This window comes from Pseudomonas sp. UBA7530 (assembly GCF_002479365.1).
Classification (GTDB): domain Bacteria; phylum Pseudomonadota; class Gammaproteobacteria; order Pseudomonadales; family Pseudomonadaceae; genus Aquipseudomonas.
Genome location: NZ_DLMS01000011.1, coordinates 36,149 through 52,736, shown reverse-complemented (window position 1 = coordinate 52,736; position 16,588 = coordinate 36,149). Strand labels below are relative to the sequence as shown.

Sequence of the window (16,588 nt, the reverse complement as noted above, 5' to 3'; positions counted from 1 at the left end):
GAACCTAGCTATGCGTCCATCCACATCGCAACACACCTCGCAACCTCGCAGCCGTCTCCTGACCCTCGCTGCCATCGGTTTCACCTCGATGACCGTACTGATCAGCGGCTGCTCCACCTCTGCGGTCAACCGAGTCGGCAAATCCACCGAAGTCAGCTACTACCCGAGCTGCTACCAGCCCGTTCAACACCTGCGCGATACCGATTCCAGCATCACGCGTTCGATCGCTACCGGCGCCATGCTCGGTGCAGTCGGCGGTGCCCTGACCGGTGCCCTGACCGCCGATAAGGAAGACCGAGGGCGAAATGCCGCCATTGGCGCCGCCGGTGGCGCCCTAGTCGGCGGCGCAGCGGCCTACTACACCTCCAAGCAGCAGCAGATCAGCGACGACCGTCAGCGTATCGGCTCCTACTCCACCGACATCAATGCCAGTGCCAGCACCTTCGACCGCAGCATCGCCTACGCCGAAGCGTCGCAGAGCTGCTACCAGAAGGAATTCACCAGCCTGCTGGAGAAGCGCAAGTCCGGTGCGATCGACGATACAGAAGGGCGCAAGCGTCTGGCCGAGATCATCGCCGGCCTGAACGAGTCCAATAACCTGATCACCGCAGTCAATGGCAAGGCTGGCGAGAACCTGAGCAACTACACCCAGGCCTACGAGGCTGACCTGAAGAACGTCGGCGTCGCGCGCGCGGAAGTGACCACCGCAGCCAAGACCCCTGCCAAGAAGCCGGCCAAGGTACCCACCGAAGCGGTCAAGACCGAACAGGTTCTGCAACAGGCCGAAGTTAAACAGGCCAAGAGCCAACAAGTGGCCGTGGCCGGTACCAACCAGGTCAACAGCATGTGCAACAACCCGGACATGGGCGACTGGGCACCGATTCCCTGCCCGAACGTCTGAGTTACGCCGGGTGACTAGCTTAAACAGCGCGCCGCTGGTTTCCGCTTTCGGGCAGAGCCGGCGGCTATCGGAATACAAACCAAGGAGGGCCGATGTCCGACTACCTGATCGGGTTGCAAAATACCCCATCGCAGATGATGGCAAGACGGCGCATCGAAGCCATGATCGACCTGCGCAGGCTCTATGCCGCCATCGACGCCGACCCCGCCATCGCCGGTGCAGGCGTGGTGTATATCGATACCAGATTCAACTCGGTGACCCTTCGCGAGTTCACGCCGATCTGCAGCATCAGACCCAAGCGCATCATCATCCGCGAAGCCCAGCGCAATGTCTCACCTCAGCAGTTCGTGCAACAGGTGCGGTCCAACCCACGCGAGTCGCGACTGGTGGCCGAAAGCGTCAATACCACGCTGGCCTGCGCCGGTGCGGTGCTGGGCTGGATCGCGATCATCGGCGGTACGGCCATCGTGCCGTTTACCGGTGGTGCCAGCCTGGTGATCACGACATTGGGCGTAGCGGCTGCATCGGCGAGCTCCGTGCAATGCGTAGCCGGTGCTGCTCGCGTCTATACCGAAGTGAATAATCCGGAAGCACTCGATAGGCTGGATAGCCAGCAGTGGTACCAGGACGTATCCAGAGCGCTGGATATCATCTCTCTCGGTGGCGTCGCCGGGGCTGGAGCCACGATTTTGCGTGTGATGAACATGCGCAAGGCCATGACCGGACGCAGCTGGTATCAGAGCCTGAATGGCCTAAGCCGCCAGGAACGGCGTCGCTTGACCAACGAGATTCTGGAGAACCGCAATCCAGCTCTCACTCCCGCGCTGCGCAAAGCCCTGCAAAGCAGCGGCGAGCTTCCGAAACGCTTCAGTACCAGTGAGATCTCGTCAACATTGGCGATCAATATCAGAGATGCGCTGGGTGCCGGGCTCGGCTTGCTCGGCAGCAGCATGGTACAGACTTACGCCATCGGCCTTTACGAGGAGCTGGAGTGAAGCAAGGACTCGATTTTCTCTCGATACTGCGCCGGCACTTCCCGGTCTTCATCGCCGCGTTCTTTCTGGCGCTATTTTCCCTGGCGGTCTCTCAGATTCTGCTGCTGGAAGTCTATCCGCCGAGCCTGGACGACTATGGCATTTACATGATGCTGGGCAGCAGCGGAATATCCTTGTACCTGTGCGCGGCCAACCTTCTGGTGATTCGCGGCCGCCCCTGGGCGGTGTGGCTGATCGTGGCGGCCATGGTCGCCTGCATGCTGGTGATCATCACGCATTGGGGCAGGCGCGCACCTGACCTGCTGTACTCCATCGGCTTGCTGCTGCCGTTGAGTACCCTGCTGACGCTGAACAGCAAGCGCTACCGCGCCATGCTTGTGGCCATGGTGGAAGTGCGAGGGCAGCGCGCGGCGTGGCGACGGCGTTTCAAGAAATAAGGTCAGCGTTAACGCGGAGCGAGCCCGGTTCAAATTAAAAAGCCCCTGCCGACTCACATCGGCAGGGGCTTCTCATTTCACGCCAACTAGCGGTTCAGCTAGCAGATCATCAGAAGTCCAGATTCGACACCGCCAGAGCGTTGGACTCGATAAAGTCGCGACGCGGCTCCACGGCATCGCCCATCAGGGTGTTGAAGATCTGGTCGGCAGCGATGGCGTCCTCGATGGTCACCTTGAGCATGCGGCGCACTTCCGGGTCCATGGTGGTTTCCCACAGCTGATCCGGGTTCATCTCGCCCAGACCTTTGTATCGCTGCACGCTGTGACGCTTGGTGCTTTCGTGCATCAGCCAGTCCAGCGCTTCCTTGAAGGTGCTCACTGGCTTCTTGCGCTCGCCACGCTGCACGTAGGCGCCTTCTTCCAGCAGGTTGTTCAGCTGATCGCCAAGAGTCGTGACGGTCTTGTAATCATTGCTGGCGAAGAAGTCGCGGTTGAAGGTGGTGTAGCTGGACAGGCCGTGCGCCTTGACTTCAACCTCGGGCAGCCAAACGTGGCGCTCGCGGTCTTCGCGAAGGCTGGCGGTGTAGGTCTGGCCAGACTTCTCCATCGCCTTCAGGCGCGTGCTGAAGCGCTCCAGCCATGCCTGCATGCCGGCATGGTCGGCCAGTTGCTCGAGGCCGATGCTCGGCAGGTAGACGAAGTGCTCGGTGATTTCCTTGGGGTACACACGCGACAGGCGATCCAGGGTCTTCATCACACGGCGGTATTCGCCGACCAGCTTCTCCAGCGCGCCGCCGGAAAGGCCCGGAGCGTTCTCGTTGACGTGCAGGCTGGCGTCTTCCAGGGCTGACTGGGTCATGTATTCGTCCATGGCCTCGTCGTCCTTGATGTACTGCTCCTGCTTGCCTTTCTTGACCTTGTAAAGCGGCGGCTGAGCGATGTAGACGTAGCCACGCTCGATCAGCTCCGGCAACTGACGGAAGAAGAAGGTCAGCAGCAGGGTACGGATGTGCGAACCGTCGACGTCAGCATCGGTCATGATGATGATGTTGTGGTAACGCAGCTTGTCGATGTTGTACTCCTCACGCCCAATGCCGCAGCCCAGCGCGGTGATCAACGTACCTACTTCCTGGGAGGAGAGCATCTTGTCGAAGCGCGCCTTCTCGACGTTGAGGATCTTGCCCTTGAGCGGCAGGATCGCCTGGGTCTTGCGGTTACGGCCCTGCTTGGCAGAACCGCCCGCGGAGTCACCCTCCACTATGTAGAGTTCGGACAGCGCCGGGTCTTTTTCTTGGCAGTCGGCCAGTTTGCCGGGCAGGCCGGCGATGTCCAGAGCGCCCTTGCGGCGGGTCATCTCGCGCGCCTTGCGCGCTGCTTCCCGGGCGCGGGCGGCATCGATCATCTTGCCGACCACGGCCTTGGCTTCGTTCGGGTTTTCCAGCAGGAAGTCGGCGAAGTACTTGCCCATTTCCTGCTCGACCGCGGTTTTCACTTCGCTGGAAACCAGCTTGTCCTTGGTCTGCGAGCTGAATTTCGGGTCCGGCACCTTCACCGAGATGATCGCGGTCAGGCCTTCACGGGCGTCATCACCAGTGGTGGCGACCTTGAATTTCTTCGCCAGGCCTTCCTGCTCGATGTAGTTGTTTAGGTGACGGGTGAGGGCGGAGCGGAAGCCAGCCAGGTGGGTACCACCGTCACGCTGGGGAATGTTGTTGGTGAAGCAGAGGATGTTCTCGTTGAAGCTGTCGTTCCACTGCAGGGCCACTTCGACGCCAACGCCGTCTTCCTCGCGCTGGATATTGAAGTGGAATACCTGGTTCACCACGGTCTTGTTGGTGTTGAGGAACTCGACGAACGCTTTCAGGCCACCCTCGTACTTGAACAGTTCTTCCTTGCCGGTGCGCTCGTCACGCAGCAGGATGCCCACGCCGGAATTGAGGAAGGACAGCTCACGCAGCCGCTTGGCCAGAATGTCCCAGCTGAAGTGGATATTGGCGAAGGTCTCTTCGGACGGTTTGAAGTGGATCTGCGTGCCGGTGCCGTCGGTGTCGCCGACAGCGGTCAGGGGCGCTTGCGGTACACCGTGGACGTAGGTCTGTTCCCAGATCTTGCCGCTACGGCGAATGGTCAGCACCAGCTCCTTGGAGAGGGCGTTAACCACCGAGACACCCACGCCATGCAGGCCGCCGGACACCTTGTAGCTGTTGTCATCGAACTTACCGCCAGCGTGCAGCACGGTCATGATGACCTCGGCTGCCGAGACGCCTTCTTCCTTGTGCATGTCGACCGGGATACCACGGCCGTTGTCACGCACGCTGATCGACTCATCCGGGTGGATGGTGATGGTGATTTCGCTGCAGTAGCCCGCCAGCGCTTCGTCGATCGAGTTATCGACCACCTCGAACACCATGTGGTGCAGACCGCTACCATCGTCAGTGTCACCGATATACATCCCGGGACGTTTGCGTACGGCGTCCAGTCCTTTCAGCACCTTGATGCTGGAGGAATCGTACGTTTGGTTCTCGCTCATGCCTTCACTCCCGATGCTCGATGGTCTGGGTGATACGGCCATGTTCCACGTGGAACATGGCAACCGGCGTATCCGTCTGCCAGACTTCGCTCAACAATTCATGGTCCACACAGGTGATGAACACCTGGCAGTGCAAATCTTCCAGCAACCGGCACAGTGCCTGACGATGCTGTTCATCCAGCTCCGACGGTAGGTCGTCCACCAGATAGATACATTGTCCACGCTTGGCTTCATTCACCAGGTGGCCCTGGGCGATGCGTAATGCACACACCACCAACTTCTGTTGTCCTCGCGACAGGATTTCCGCCGCGTTATGCCCCGCCAGCCGCAGCCGCAAATCGGCTCGCTGCGGTCCAGCCTGGGTATGACCCAGTTGCTGGTCGCGGAGCAGGGTAGAGGCGAGCACTTCGCTCAGCTCACGGTCCTTGTCCCAGCCGCGGTAATAACTCAGCGTCAAGCCTTCCAGTTGCAGCAGCTCACCAAGGGTGCGCTCGAACACCGGCTTCAGAGCCTGAATGTAGGCTCGCCGATAAGCGTCGATTTCCTCGCTCGCGCTGCACAATTCGCGGTCCCATGCGGCCTGCGAAGCACCGTCAAGTGTACCATGTCGCAGCCACGAGTTACGCTGCCGCAGGGCTTTCTGCAGACGCTGCCAGGCGCCGAGAAAGCGATGTTCCACGTGGAACACACCCCAGTCGAGAAATTGCCTGCGAATCTTCGGCGCGCCTTCCAGCAGGCGGAAACTGTCCGGGTTGATAAGTTGCAACGGCAAGAGATCAGCGAGCTGCGCAGCGCTACGCGCATTTTGCCCATCGATACGAATCTGCAGCTCACCCTGGCGATCACGCGAAATACCCAGATTGCTCGAGCCGCCCTGGGCCAACTGCACCTGACCAAATACAGTGCAGGCTGGTTGTTCGTAATTAATGACGGGTTGCAGACGAGTGCTGCGGAAGGAGCGGGCGAGACCGAGCAGATGAATGGCTTCCAACACGCTGGTCTTGCCGCTGCCGTTGGCGCCATAAAGAATGTTGATGCGTGGCGAAGGCTGCAATGACGCAGAATGCAAATTGCGTACGGCGGTTAGGGTGATGCGAGTCAGGGACATGAGCGGAGCCGGGGCGAAGAGGGCAAATGGTCTGCCTGAAACGAAATCAGCCTTGGCATGCTACGGAATGAAATCCGCAGCATGCCAAAGCTGATTGTGTTGAAGCCGATTACCCGTTGAACAGCTATTACAGACGCATCGGCATAACGACGTAAGCCGAATCGTCATTGTCGGCTTCCTGCAGCAGGGCACTGCTGTTGGAGTCGGAGAGAATCAGACGCACCTGCTCGGTACCCATCACACCCAATACGTCCAGCAGGTAGCTGACGTTGAAACCGATTTCCAGGCCGCTGCCGTTGTAGTCAACAACGATCTCTTCCTCGGCCTCTTCCTGCTCTGGGTTGTTGGCCTGGATTTTCAGCAAGCCGGCAGCCAGGGTCAGACGAATGCCACGATACTTTTCGTTGGAGAGAATCGCGGTACGGCTGAACGCCTCACGCAAGCCCTGACGATCCGCCAATACCAGCTTGTCTCCACCACGCGGCAGCACACGCTCGTAGTCCGGGAACTTGCCGTCCACCAGCTTGGAGGTGAAGGTGAATTCGCCTGTGTTGGCACGGATGTGGTGTTGCCCCAGCACAATACTCACTTCGGCGTCCTGCTCAGTGAGCAGGCGGGCGAGCTCAAGGATACCTTTACGCGGCACGATGACCTGGTGCTTGCCGTCCTGCTGGATGGCCGCTTCCATGGAGCACATGGCCAGACGGTGCCCATCGGTGGCGACCGCGCGCAGCAGACCGCTTTGTACTTCCAGCAGCATGCCGTTGAGGTAGTAACGTACATCCTGCTGAGCCATGGCGAAGCTGGTGCGCTCGATCAGGCGACGCAGCTTGGCTTGCGGAAGGTTGAAGGTCAGCGAGCCCGGGCCTTCTTCCACGGTGGGGAAGTCATTGGCCGGCAGCGTCGACAGGGTGAAACGGCTGCGCCCGGCCTTGACCAGCAGCTTCTGGTCATCGACGCGGATGTCGATCAGCGCATCGGACGGCAGGCTCTTGCAGATGTCCATCAGCTTGCGCGCCGGCACGGTGATCTCGCCTGGCTCGGCAGCATCTTCCAGCGTGACGCGGCCAACCAGCTCGACCTCGAGGTCGGTACCGGTCAGCGACAACTGCTGGCCTTCGACCACCAGCAGGACGTTGGACAGAACCGGCAGCGTCTGGCGTCGTTCCACGACACCGGCGACCAGTTGCAGAGGTTTCAACAGGGCTTCGCGTTGAATGGTGAAATGCATGGTCTAGTCCCTTGCCTCGTGGAGCTGCGATCAGGTTGTAAGCGTACGCAGCAGGTTCTTGTAGTCCTCGCGGATGTCCGCGTCGGATCCCCTAAGTTCAGCAATCTTACGGCAAGCGTGCAACACCGTGGTGTGATCACGACCGCCGAAGGCCACGCCGATTTCCGGCAGGCTGTGATTGGTCAATTCCTTGGACAACGCCATGGCCACCTGACGCGGCCGGGCAATCGAGCGCGAACGACGCTTGGAAAGCAGATCGGTGATCTTGATCTTGTAGTACTCGGCAGTCGTGCGCTGAATGTTGTCGATGCTGACCAGCTTGTCCTGCAGAGCGAGCAGATCCTTGAGCGACTCGCGGATCAGCTCGATGGTGATGTCGCGGCCCATGAAATGCGAGTGAGCGATGACCCGTTTCAGCGCGCCTTCCAGCTCACGTACGTTGGAACGAATACGCTGGGCGATAAAGAACGCCGCATCGTGCGGCAGATCGACCTTGGCCTGGTCGGCCTTCTTCATCAGGATCGCCACACGGGTTTCCAGCTCGGGCGGCTCGACGGCCACGGTTAAGCCCCAGCCGAAGCGCGACTTCAGCCGCTCTTCCAGGCCTTCGATCTCCTTCGGATAGCGGTCGCTGGTGAGGATCACCTGCTGGCCGCCTTCGAGCAGTGCGTTGAAGGTATGGAAGAACTCCTCCTGGGAGCGCTCCTTCTTGGCGAAGAACTGGATGTCATCGATCAGCAGCGCATCCACCGAACGGTAGAAACGCTTGAACTCGTTGATGGCGTTGAGTTGTAACGCCTTGACCATATCGGCGACGAAGCGCTCGGAGTGCAGGTACACCACCTTGGCGTTTGGGTTCTTCGCCAGCAGATGGTTGCCGACGGCATGCATCAGGTGGGTCTTGCCGAGGCCGACGCCGCCATACAGGAACAGCGGGTTGTAGCCGTGCTTGGGGTTGTCGGCCACCTGCCAGGCGGCGGCGCGCGCCAACTGGTTCGATTTACCCTCGACGAAGTTGTCGAAGGTAAAGGTGCGATTGAGGTAGCTGGTGTGCTTGAGCCCACCTTCGACCTGTACGGTACGTTCAGTACGAGGCGCCACGGCAGGTGTTGGTGGTTGCGGCGCCGAGCCGGCCATCGAATCGAAACTGGCTCGCGAGGGCTCCTCCTGCACCGGCGGAGGAACAGGCTTGCTTACCGCAGCGGCAGCCTGAACCTGAGCAGCACGCGCGGCAGCAGGCAACGGTGCAGTAGGCGCGACCCGCGCGGTGGCTGCACGCTTGCTACCTATTAATAAGGAGAGCGCAGGAACCAGACCACCAGCTCGCTCGCCAAGTAACTCGAGCAAACGGCTCAGGTACTTTTCGTTGACCCAGTCGAGTACGAAACGGTTAGGCGCATACACACGCAGCTCGTCGCCTTCGGCTTCGACCTGCAGAGGACGGATCCAGGTGTTGAATTGCTGGGCTGGCAATTCATCGCGCAGAAGCTCGACGCATTGCTGCCATAGTTCCACTGACACTGACTATCCCCTATCCAGGCGGCGGTGCAAAAAACAGCCGTCATTGTAGCGGCCAACGTTCGAGTTATCCACACCACATGCGGCAGATGGCCAAGTAAAATCAAAGCTTTAGTTTCATTCACCAGATCTATCAATCGACGTCATTAACCTTGTGGATAAGCGCTCGATAAGCTTCTGCAAAACTCTGGGGATGAACGTGCGGATAGCCCGGCTGTGGGTAAACCGGCAGTCCATCCTCAGGTTGTAGGCAAGACGCGCACAGTAGAAGCACGCCTTTTGGACAGACTTATCCTTGGCGCTGGATCAGGGAGTACGCAGCGAACAGAGGGTTGTCCACAACCCATGGCAAGGCTAATCAACATAAACATAGAAAAAGAGCTTTAAACCCTTTTCCTTCTTTCTATTTCTATCTGGCGAATAAGGTTGGTTGGAAATTGACCTACCGCGCGGCTTTCTCTAGAATTGCCGGTCTCTTTAAACCGGGGTCATTCCGACCCTAGTCGATCACCTAGGTAACGCACCATGAAACGCACTTTCCAACCCAGCACCATCAAGCGCGCTCGCACCCACGGTTTCCGTGCCCGCATGGCCACCAAGAACGGCCGTGCCGTCCTGTCGCGTCGTCGCGCCAAGGGCCGCAAGCGTCTGACTGTCTAATTCATCCAGACAGGTGGTGAGTCGAGGCTTCGGCCGGGAAAAGCGACTGCTGACTCCCCGGCATTTCAAGGCAGTCTTCGACTCCCCAAGCGGCAAAGCTCCGGGCAAAAGTGTCCTGCTGCTAGCGCGCGATAACCAGCTTGATCATCCCCGCCTAGGTCTGGTGATCGGCAAGAAGAGCGTCAAGCTCGCCGTCGAGCGCAACCGCATCAAGCGTCAAATCCGCGAATCCTTCCGCCTCAACCAGGACAACCTGGTGGGCTGGGATATCGTGGTGGTCGCCCGCAAAGGGCTAGGCGATCTGGAGAACGGCGAACTCGCTCAGCAGTTCGGCAAACTCTGGAAACGCCTGGCCCGAAGCCGGCCCAGTCGCGACGACGACCTCTCCCCCGGGACAAGCGACAACCCCCATGCGTAAAGCGGCTCTAGCCTGTATCCAGGTGTATCGCTACGCCATCAGTCCGCTGATGGCCAGTCATTGTCGCTTCTACCCCAGCTGTTCCTGCTATGCCTACGAAGCCATCGAGCAACATGGCTTCCTGCGTGGTGGCTGGCTGGCAGCCCGCCGTCTCGGTCGCTGCCACCCCTGGAATGCCGGCGGTTTCGATCCGGTTCCACCCGTAAAAACATCCCGTTCCCCTTCGATGGCCGAATAATCATGGATATCCAACGTTCGATCCTGATCGTCGCCCTGGCAGTCGTGTCCTACCTCATGGTCCTGCAATGGAACGAGGACTATGGCCAGGCTGCCTTGCCAGCCGAGGTTAGTACCTCGACCGCTGCGACGCCTTCCCTGCCCGATACGCCCGTGGCTACCGCCAGCAGCGGCAACGACGACATCCCCACTGCCACGACAGAGCCCACTGCAGCTGCCGTTGCGCCGACCGCTGTAGCCAGCGACGAGCTGATCCGCGTCAAGACCGATGTCCTCGATCTGGCCATCGACCCGCGTGGTGGCGATATCGTTCAGCTGCGTCTGCCCCAGTACCCGCGTCGCCAGGACCGTCCGGACGTGCCGTTCCAGCTGTTCGACAACGGCAGCGAGCGCACCTACCTGGCGCAAAGCGGCCTGATCGGCCAGAACGCTCCGGACAAATCCAGCGGCCGCGCCCTGTGGTCCAGCGAGAAGCAGAGCTACGAACTGGCCGAAGGCCAGGACAGCCTGGTCGTCGATCTCACCTACAGCGAGAACGGCGTCAACTACATCAAGCGCTACAGCTTGAAACGCGGCCTGAACCCGCAGTGCTCCGCGCGTGAGCAGGAGCTGAAGAAGCCTGGCTGCATCGACGCGTCCGCCTACCAGGTCGATGTGCGTTACCTGATCGACAACCAGAGCGACCAGGCCTGGAGCGGCAACCTGTTCGCCCAGCTCAAGCGCGACGGCAGCGGTGATCCTTCCTCGACCACCGCTACCGGCACTGCCACCTACCTGGGTGCTGCGCTGTGGACTCCTGGTGAGCCCTATAAAAAGATTTCCATCAAGGACATCGACAAGCAGGACGAGAAGCGCCGCGAAGGCAACCCCAACGCCTGGTTCAAGGAAAGCGTGCAAGGCGGCTGGGTCGCCTGGCTGCAGCACTACTTCGTCACCGCCTGGGTGCCGAACAACGATGCCACCAACCAGATTCAGACCCGCAAGGATAGCCAGGGCAATTACATCGTCGGCTTCACCGGCCCGGTCGTCCAGGTCGCTGCCGGCGCCAAAGCCGAAACCGGCGCGATCCTCTACGCCGGTCCCAAGCTGCAGGAACATCTGGGCACCCTGTCCCCGGGCCTGGAACTGACTGTCGATTACGGCTTCCTGTGGTTCCTGGCCCAGCCGATCTTCTGGCTGCTGGAAGTGATCCACGGTGTGCTCGGCAACTGGGGTTGGTCGATCATCGTCCTGACCATCATCATCAAGCTGATCTTTTTCCCACTCTCCGCGGCCAGCTACCGTTCGATGGCGCGCATGCGTGCCGTATCGCCAAAACTGCAGGCACTGAAAGAGCAGCACGGTGACGATCGCCAGAAGATGTCCCAGGCGATGATGGAGCTGTACAAGAAAGAGAAGATCAATCCGCTGGGCGGCTGTCTGCCGATCCTGGTGCAAATGCCGGTATTCCTCGCCCTGTACTGGGTGCTGTTGGAATCCGTCGAGATGCGTCAGGCACCGTGGCTGCTGTGGATCACCGACCTGTCGATCAAGGATCCGTTCTTCATCCTGCCGATCATCATGGGCGCGACCATGTTCATCCAGCAGCAGCTCAACCCGACGCCGCCGGACCCCATGCAGGCCCGCGTGCTGAAGCTGATGCCGATCATCTTCACCTTCTTCTTCCTGTGGTTCCCTGCTGGTCTGGTGCTGTACTGGGTGGTCAACAACTGCCTGTCCATCGCCCAGCAGTGGTACATTACGCGCAAGATCGAGGCGGCAGCGAAACCGGCTAACGCCTGATTCACCAAGGCTTTCAAGCATCAAGCAAACGCCCCATGATTGGGGCGTTTTGCTATCCGCCTCCCTGCAGGAGCGAATTCATTCGCGACGGATTGCCCAGATCACGATGATTTAACCCGTACAACTGCCCACCAGCCGCGAGTAGAACACCATGAACCATGCCCGAGACACCATCGCCGCCGTCGCCACCGCACAGGGCCGTGGCGGCGTGGGCATCGTACGGGTGTCCGGCCCGCTGGCCGGGCAACTGGCGCAGGCCATCTGCCGACGCGAGCTGAAACCCCGCTTCGCCCATCACGGCCCATTCTTCGCCGAGCATGAGCTGCCGCTGGACGAAGGCCTGGCTATCTACTTCCCTGGCCCGAACTCCTTCACCGGTGAAGACGTGCTGGAGTTGCAGGGTCATGGCGGCCCGGTGGTGCTCGACCTGCTGCTGCGTCGTTGCCTGGAACTGGGCGCGCGTCTGGCCCGGCCCGGTGAGTTCAGTGAGCGCGCCTTTCTCAACGACAAGCTCGACCTGGCCCAGGCCGAAGCCATCGCCGACCTGATCGAAGCCAGCTCCGAACAGGCCGCGCGCAATGCGCTGCGCTCACTGCAGGGCGAATTCTCCAAACGCGTGCATGCGCTGACCGAATCGCTGATCCAGTTACGTATCTATGTCGAAGCCGCCATCGACTTTCCCGAGGAAGAAATCGACTTTCTCGCCGATGGCCATGTGCTGAACCAGCTTGACGCCGTTCGCACCGACTTATCCACAGTGCTGCGCGAAGCCGGCCAGGGCGCTCTGCTGCGTGACGGCATGACCGTGGTTATTGCCGGTCGCCCTAATGCCGGCAAGTCCAGCCTGCTCAACGCTCTGGCCGGCCGAGAGGCGGCCATCGTTACCGATATCGCCGGCACCACCCGCGATGTGCTGCGTGAACATATCCACATCGACGGCATGCCGTTGCACGTCGTCGACACCGCCGGCCTGCGCGACACCGATGACCAAGTGGAACGCATCGGTGTGGAACGCGCGCTAAAGGCCATCAACGAGGCGGATCGCGTGCTGCTGGTGGTGGACTCCACCGCGCCGGAAGCTGCCGATCCTTTCGCCCTGTGGCCCGAATTCCTCGAACAGCGCCCGGACCCGGCGCGGGTCACCCTGATCCGCAACAAGGCGGATCTCTCCGGCGAGGCGGTTAAGCTGGAAACCAGCGCCGATGGCCATGTCACCCTCAGCCTCTCGGCCAAATCCGCAGACGGCCTGGAACTGCTGCGCGAGCACCTGAAAGCCTGCATGGGTTATCAACAGACTGCAGAGAGCGGCTTCAGCGCCCGCCGCCGCCACCTCGAAGCGCTGCATCAGGCCGAGCAGTACCTCGAGCACGGCCGTAACCAGCTCACCCTGATGGGTGCCGGCGAACTGCTCGCCGAAGATCTGCGCATGGCGCAACAGGCCCTGGGCGAGATCACGGGCGCCTTCAGCAGCGATGACCTGCTCGGACGGATCTTCTCCAGCTTCTGTATTGGCAAGTGAAACCTTCTTCCATGCTCTTGCCTACAGGGTTCTTGTAGGAGCGGATTTATCCGCGAAAGAGCATGCGTGCCCGCCATTAATCTTCCCCTCCTTGTCATTCCTGGGCTTTTCACCCGGGCCGAGAACCGCTGCGCGTCGTCTTGATTCGCGGTGGGGCAGCCGCTCCTACACACAACGGACAGGTTTTACGCGCCGGGCGAATTCCCCCACAAACCGAGATTGATGGATTACCAATGAATGGGCTACTGCTGCGCATTTACTGAGTTATTCAGGGGCAGATAAAACCTGTGGAGAAACGCAACTGAACCCTGCCCATAACCCTATGAAAAAGCTGGGGGTAACAACCCCTGTGGGTAACTGGCCATTCCATCCACAGTGATTCAGCAGCTTTATCAAGGGAATCGAGCAGGAACGACACAGCTTTATCATTCTCTGTACAGCAGAACTGACAAGGCCTGTAGCATGTTATCCACAGAAACGCCTGGCTCTATACATAAACATAAAGAACAAGCTTTATAAAAATTCTCTCTTTCTATTCTTTATAAGCCTGAGCGCATTTCTTCCAAGGCCAAGGGTGATCAGGTCGAGGAGCTGGCAAAGGAACGTGACCAACCGATTGGCTATTTTTTGTGCAGAAGGCTTCATTCAGCAGGCTTAAGTCCCTATACTTGCCGCCTTTCTTTCAGACCCCTTCTCAACAGGCACGAGGTGCGTGGTGGATTTCCCTTCCCGTTTTGACGTGATCGTGATCGGCGGCGGTCATGCCGGTACCGAGGCAGCTCTGGCTGCCGCACGCATGGGCGTGAAGACCCTGCTGCTCACCCATAATGTCGAGACCCTTGGTCAGATGAGCTGCAATCCGGCTATCGGCGGGATTGGCAAGAGCCATCTGGTCAAGGAAATCGATGCCTTAGGTGGCGCCATGGCCACCGCTACCGACAAGGGCGGCATCCAGTTCCGCATTCTCAATAGCCGCAAGGGCCCAGCGGTACGTGCCACGCGCGCTCAGGCTGACCGCGTGCTGTACAAGGCAGCGGTACGCGAGATTCTGGAAAACCAGGCCAACTTGTGGATTTTTCAACAGGCAGCCGATGACCTGATTGTGGAAAACGAGCAGGTCAAAGGCGTGGTGACCCAGATGGGGCTCAGGTTCCATGCGGATTCCGTGGTGTTGACCACAGGCACCTTCCTTGGTGGACTTATCCACATCGGCATGCAGAACTACTCCGGCGGCCGCGCTGGTGATCCGCCCTCCATCGCCCTGGCCCACCGCCTGCGTGAACTGCCACTGCGTGTCGGCCGCCTGAAGACCGGCACGCCGCCGCGCATCGACGGACGTTCGGTGGATTTCTCGGTGATGACCGAGCAGCCAGGCGACACCCCGACGCCGTTGATGTCCTTCCTCGGCAAGCGTGAACATCAGCCCAAGCAGATCAGTTGCTGGATTACCCATACCAACGCGCGTACCCACGAGATCATCGCCGCCAACCTCGACCGTTCGCCGATGTACTCCGGTGTGATCGAAGGCGTTGGCCCGCGCTATTGCCCGTCGATCGAAGACAAGATCCACCGCTTCGCCGACAAGGACAGCCACCAGGTGTTCATCGAGCCGGAAGGCCTGACCACCCATGAGCTGTACCCCAACGGGATTTCCACCTCGCTGCCGTTCGACGTGCAGCTACAGGTGGTGCGCAGCATTCGTGGCATGGAAAACGCACACATCATGCGCCCGGGCTACGCCATTGAGTACGACTACTTCGACCCGCGCGATCTCAAGTACAGCCTGGAGACCAAGGTCATCGGTGGCCTGTTCTTCGCGGGCCAGATCAACGGCACCACCGGCTACGAAGAGGCCGGTGCCCAGGGTCTGCTCGCGGGCTGCAACGCCGCCCTGCGTGCGCAGGGCAAAGAGGCCTGGTGCCCGCGCCGTGACGAAGCCTACATCGGCGTGTTGGTCGACGACCTGATCACCCTCGGCACCCAGGAGCCGTACCGCATGTTCACCTCGCGCGCCGAATACCGGTTGATTCTGCGCGAGGACAACGCCGACCTGCGCCTGACCGAAAAAGGCCGCGAGCTGGGTCTGGTGGACGATGAGCGCTGGGCGGCCTTCGAGGCCAAGCGCGAAGGCATCGTTCGGGAAGAGCAGCGCCTGAAAAGCACCTGGGTGCGTCCAGGCACGCCGCAGGGCGATGCGATCGCCGCACGTTTCGGTACGCCGCTGACCCACGAGTACAACCTGCTCAACCTGTTGGCGCGTCCGGAGATCGATTACGCCACCTTGGTCGAACTGACCGAGGCGCCGGTTGTGGATAACCAGGTCGCCGAGCAGGTCGAGATCAAGACCAAGTACGCCGGCTACATCGACCGCCAGCAGGACGAGATCGCCAAGCTGCGGGCCAGCGAGGACACCAAACTGCCGGAGGATCTGGACTACAGCGCCATTTCCGGGCTGTCCAAGGAGATCCAGTTCAAGCTCGGCAACACTCGCCCGGCGACACTCGGCCAGGCCGGGCGCATCCCCGGCGTTACGCCGGCAGCGATTTCCCTGTTGCTGATTCACCTGAAAAAGCGCAGCGCCGGGCAGAAACTGGAGCAGAGCGCCTGATGTCGGTCACTCAGCGTCACGCCGAAGAACTGCTGCAAGGCGCCCGCGAACTCGGTATTGAGCTCAGCACCCAACAGCAGGAACAACTGCTCGCCTACCTGGGCCTGTTGATCAAGTGGAACAAGGCCTACAACCTCACCGCCGTGCGCGACCCCGACGAGATGGTGTCGCGCCATCTGCTCGACAGCCTGTCGGTGGTGCCGTTCGTAGCCGAGCGTGGGGATAACTGGCTGGACGTCGGCAGCGGCGGCGGCATGCCCGGTGTTCCGCTGGCGATCATGTTCCCCGAGCGGCGTTTCACCCTGCTCGACTCCAACGGCAAGAAGACCCGCTTTCTTGTCCAGGTGAAGCTGGAGCTGAAACTCGCCAACCTCGAGGTTGTCCACAACCGCGTCGAAGCCTATCGACCCGAGCAGGCGTTCGACGGCATCAGTTCGCGGGCTTTCAGCAGCCTCGAAGACTTCAGCAACTGGACACGCCACCTGGGCAGCGCCGACACCCATTGGCTGGCGATGAAGGGTGTGCATCCGGATGATGAGCTGCAGGCCCTGCCGGCGGACTTCCGTCTCAGTGCCACCCACGTGCTGCGGGTTCCCGGTTGCCAAGGCCAGCGCCATCTGTTGATACTGCGTCGCTCGGTCTAA

General features: G+C 60.4%; 14 protein-coding genes. 10 read left to right on the top strand and 4 right to left on the bottom strand.

Annotated features, from left to right (window positions below):
- Window positions 1-10 precede the first annotated feature (10 nt).
- The 3 genes from tagQ (at window position 11) to B2U07_RS14200 (ending at window position 2,333) form a co-directional block, all read left to right on the top strand.
- Window positions 11-901: a type VI secretion system-associated lipoprotein TagQ gene (tagQ, locus tag B2U07_RS14210; RefSeq protein ID WP_275546437.1), complete on the top strand. Its 891-nt coding sequence runs from the start codon at window positions 11-13 to the stop codon at window positions 899-901.
- Window positions 902-993: 92 nt separating this feature from the next.
- Window positions 994-1,896, top strand: a complete 903-nt coding sequence (locus B2U07_RS14205; RefSeq protein WP_275546436.1) for an NAD synthetase — start codon at window positions 994-996, stop codon at window positions 1,894-1,896.
- Window positions 1,893-2,333 (top strand): hypothetical protein, encoded by a 441-nt coding sequence (locus B2U07_RS14200; RefSeq protein ID WP_275546435.1) that lies wholly within the window; start codon window positions 1,893-1,895, stop codon window positions 2,331-2,333. Before B2U07_RS14205 ends, B2U07_RS14200 begins: the two co-directional genes overlap by 4 nt.
- 109 nt (window positions 2,334-2,442) lie before the next feature.
- Here the strand turns inward: B2U07_RS14200 and gyrB are convergent, their stop codons facing one another.
- The 4 genes from gyrB to dnaA form a co-directional block, all read right to left on the bottom strand.
- Entirely contained in the window at window positions 2,443-4,863 is a 2,421-nt protein-coding gene (gene gyrB, locus B2U07_RS14195; RefSeq protein WP_197858703.1) for a DNA topoisomerase (ATP-hydrolyzing) subunit B, read from the bottom strand.
- A 4-nt stretch (window positions 4,864-4,867) separates the two neighbouring features.
- Window positions 4,868-5,971, bottom strand: a complete 1,104-nt coding sequence (gene recF, locus B2U07_RS14190) for a DNA replication/repair protein RecF (RefSeq protein ID WP_275546283.1) — start codon at window positions 5,969-5,971, stop codon at window positions 4,868-4,870.
- Between the two features lie 127 nt (window positions 5,972-6,098).
- Complete coding sequence (gene dnaN / locus B2U07_RS14185; RefSeq protein WP_197858701.1) at window positions 6,099-7,202, bottom strand: DNA polymerase III subunit beta; 1,104 nt, start codon at window positions 7,200-7,202, stop codon at window positions 6,099-6,101.
- 30 nt (window positions 7,203-7,232) lie between these two features.
- Complete coding sequence (gene dnaA / locus B2U07_RS14180) at window positions 7,233-8,723, bottom strand: chromosomal replication initiator protein DnaA (RefSeq protein ID WP_115290324.1); 1,491 nt, start codon at window positions 8,721-8,723, stop codon at window positions 7,233-7,235.
- Between the two features lie 522 nt (window positions 8,724-9,245).
- Here dnaA and rpmH point away from each other — a divergent pair.
- From rpmH to rsmG, 7 genes are all read left to right on the top strand, one after another.
- Window positions 9,246-9,380: a 50S ribosomal protein L34 gene (gene rpmH / locus B2U07_RS14175; protein WP_003246698.1), complete on the top strand. Its 135-nt coding sequence runs from the start codon at window positions 9,246-9,248 to the stop codon at window positions 9,378-9,380.
- A gap of 16 nt (window positions 9,381-9,396) precedes the next feature.
- On the top strand, window positions 9,397-9,798 hold the full coding sequence (gene rnpA, locus B2U07_RS14170; RefSeq protein WP_275546285.1) for a ribonuclease P protein component: 402 nt from the start codon (window positions 9,397-9,399) through the stop codon (window positions 9,796-9,798).
- Window positions 9,791-10,036, top strand: a complete 246-nt coding sequence (gene yidD, locus B2U07_RS14165; RefSeq protein WP_013717990.1) for a membrane protein insertion efficiency factor YidD — start codon at window positions 9,791-9,793, stop codon at window positions 10,034-10,036. The genes rnpA and yidD overlap by 8 nt, the downstream gene beginning before the upstream one ends.
- A gap of 2 nt (window positions 10,037-10,038) precedes the next feature.
- Window positions 10,039-11,817: a membrane protein insertase YidC gene (gene yidC, locus B2U07_RS14160; protein ID WP_275546286.1), complete on the top strand. Its 1,779-nt coding sequence runs from the start codon at window positions 10,039-10,041 to the stop codon at window positions 11,815-11,817.
- Window positions 11,818-11,968: 151 nt separating this feature from the next.
- Window positions 11,969-13,336: a tRNA uridine-5-carboxymethylaminomethyl(34) synthesis GTPase MnmE gene (gene mnmE / locus B2U07_RS14155; protein WP_212629421.1), complete on the top strand. Its 1,368-nt coding sequence runs from the start codon at window positions 11,969-11,971 to the stop codon at window positions 13,334-13,336.
- Window positions 13,337-14,051: 715 nt separating this feature from the next.
- On the top strand, window positions 14,052-15,944 hold the full coding sequence (gene mnmG / locus B2U07_RS14150) for a tRNA uridine-5-carboxymethylaminomethyl(34) synthesis enzyme MnmG (protein ID WP_275546287.1): 1,893 nt from the start codon (window positions 14,052-14,054) through the stop codon (window positions 15,942-15,944).
- Window positions 15,941-16,588, top strand: a complete 648-nt coding sequence (gene rsmG / locus B2U07_RS14145; RefSeq protein ID WP_197858793.1) for a 16S rRNA (guanine(527)-N(7))-methyltransferase RsmG — start codon at window positions 15,941-15,943, stop codon at window positions 16,586-16,588. The genes mnmG and rsmG overlap by 4 nt, the downstream gene beginning before the upstream one ends.

Coding starts and splice junctions, on each gene's coding strand:
- tagQ (WP_275546437.1), top strand. CDS start 11: ATGCGTCCATCCACATCGCAACACACCTCGCAACCTCGCAGCCGTCTC.
- B2U07_RS14205 (WP_275546436.1), top strand. CDS start 994: ATGTCCGACTACCTGATCGGGTTGCAAAATACCCCATCGCAGATGATG.
- gyrB (WP_197858703.1), bottom strand. CDS start 4,863: ATGAGCGAGAACCAAACGTACGATTCCTCCAGCATCAAGGTGCTGAAA.
- recF (WP_275546283.1), bottom strand. CDS start 5,971: ATGTCCCTGACTCGCATCACCCTAACCGCCGTACGCAATTTGCATTCT.
- dnaN (WP_197858701.1), bottom strand. CDS start 7,202: ATGCATTTCACCATTCAACGCGAAGCCCTGTTGAAACCTCTGCAACTG.
- rpmH (WP_003246698.1), top strand. CDS start 9,246: ATGAAACGCACTTTCCAACCCAGCACCATCAAGCGCGCTCGCACCCAC.
- yidD (WP_013717990.1), top strand. CDS start 9,791: ATGCGTAAAGCGGCTCTAGCCTGTATCCAGGTGTATCGCTACGCCATC.
- yidC (WP_275546286.1), top strand. CDS start 10,039: ATGGATATCCAACGTTCGATCCTGATCGTCGCCCTGGCAGTCGTGTCC.
- mnmE (WP_212629421.1), top strand. CDS start 11,969: ATGAACCATGCCCGAGACACCATCGCCGCCGTCGCCACCGCACAGGGC.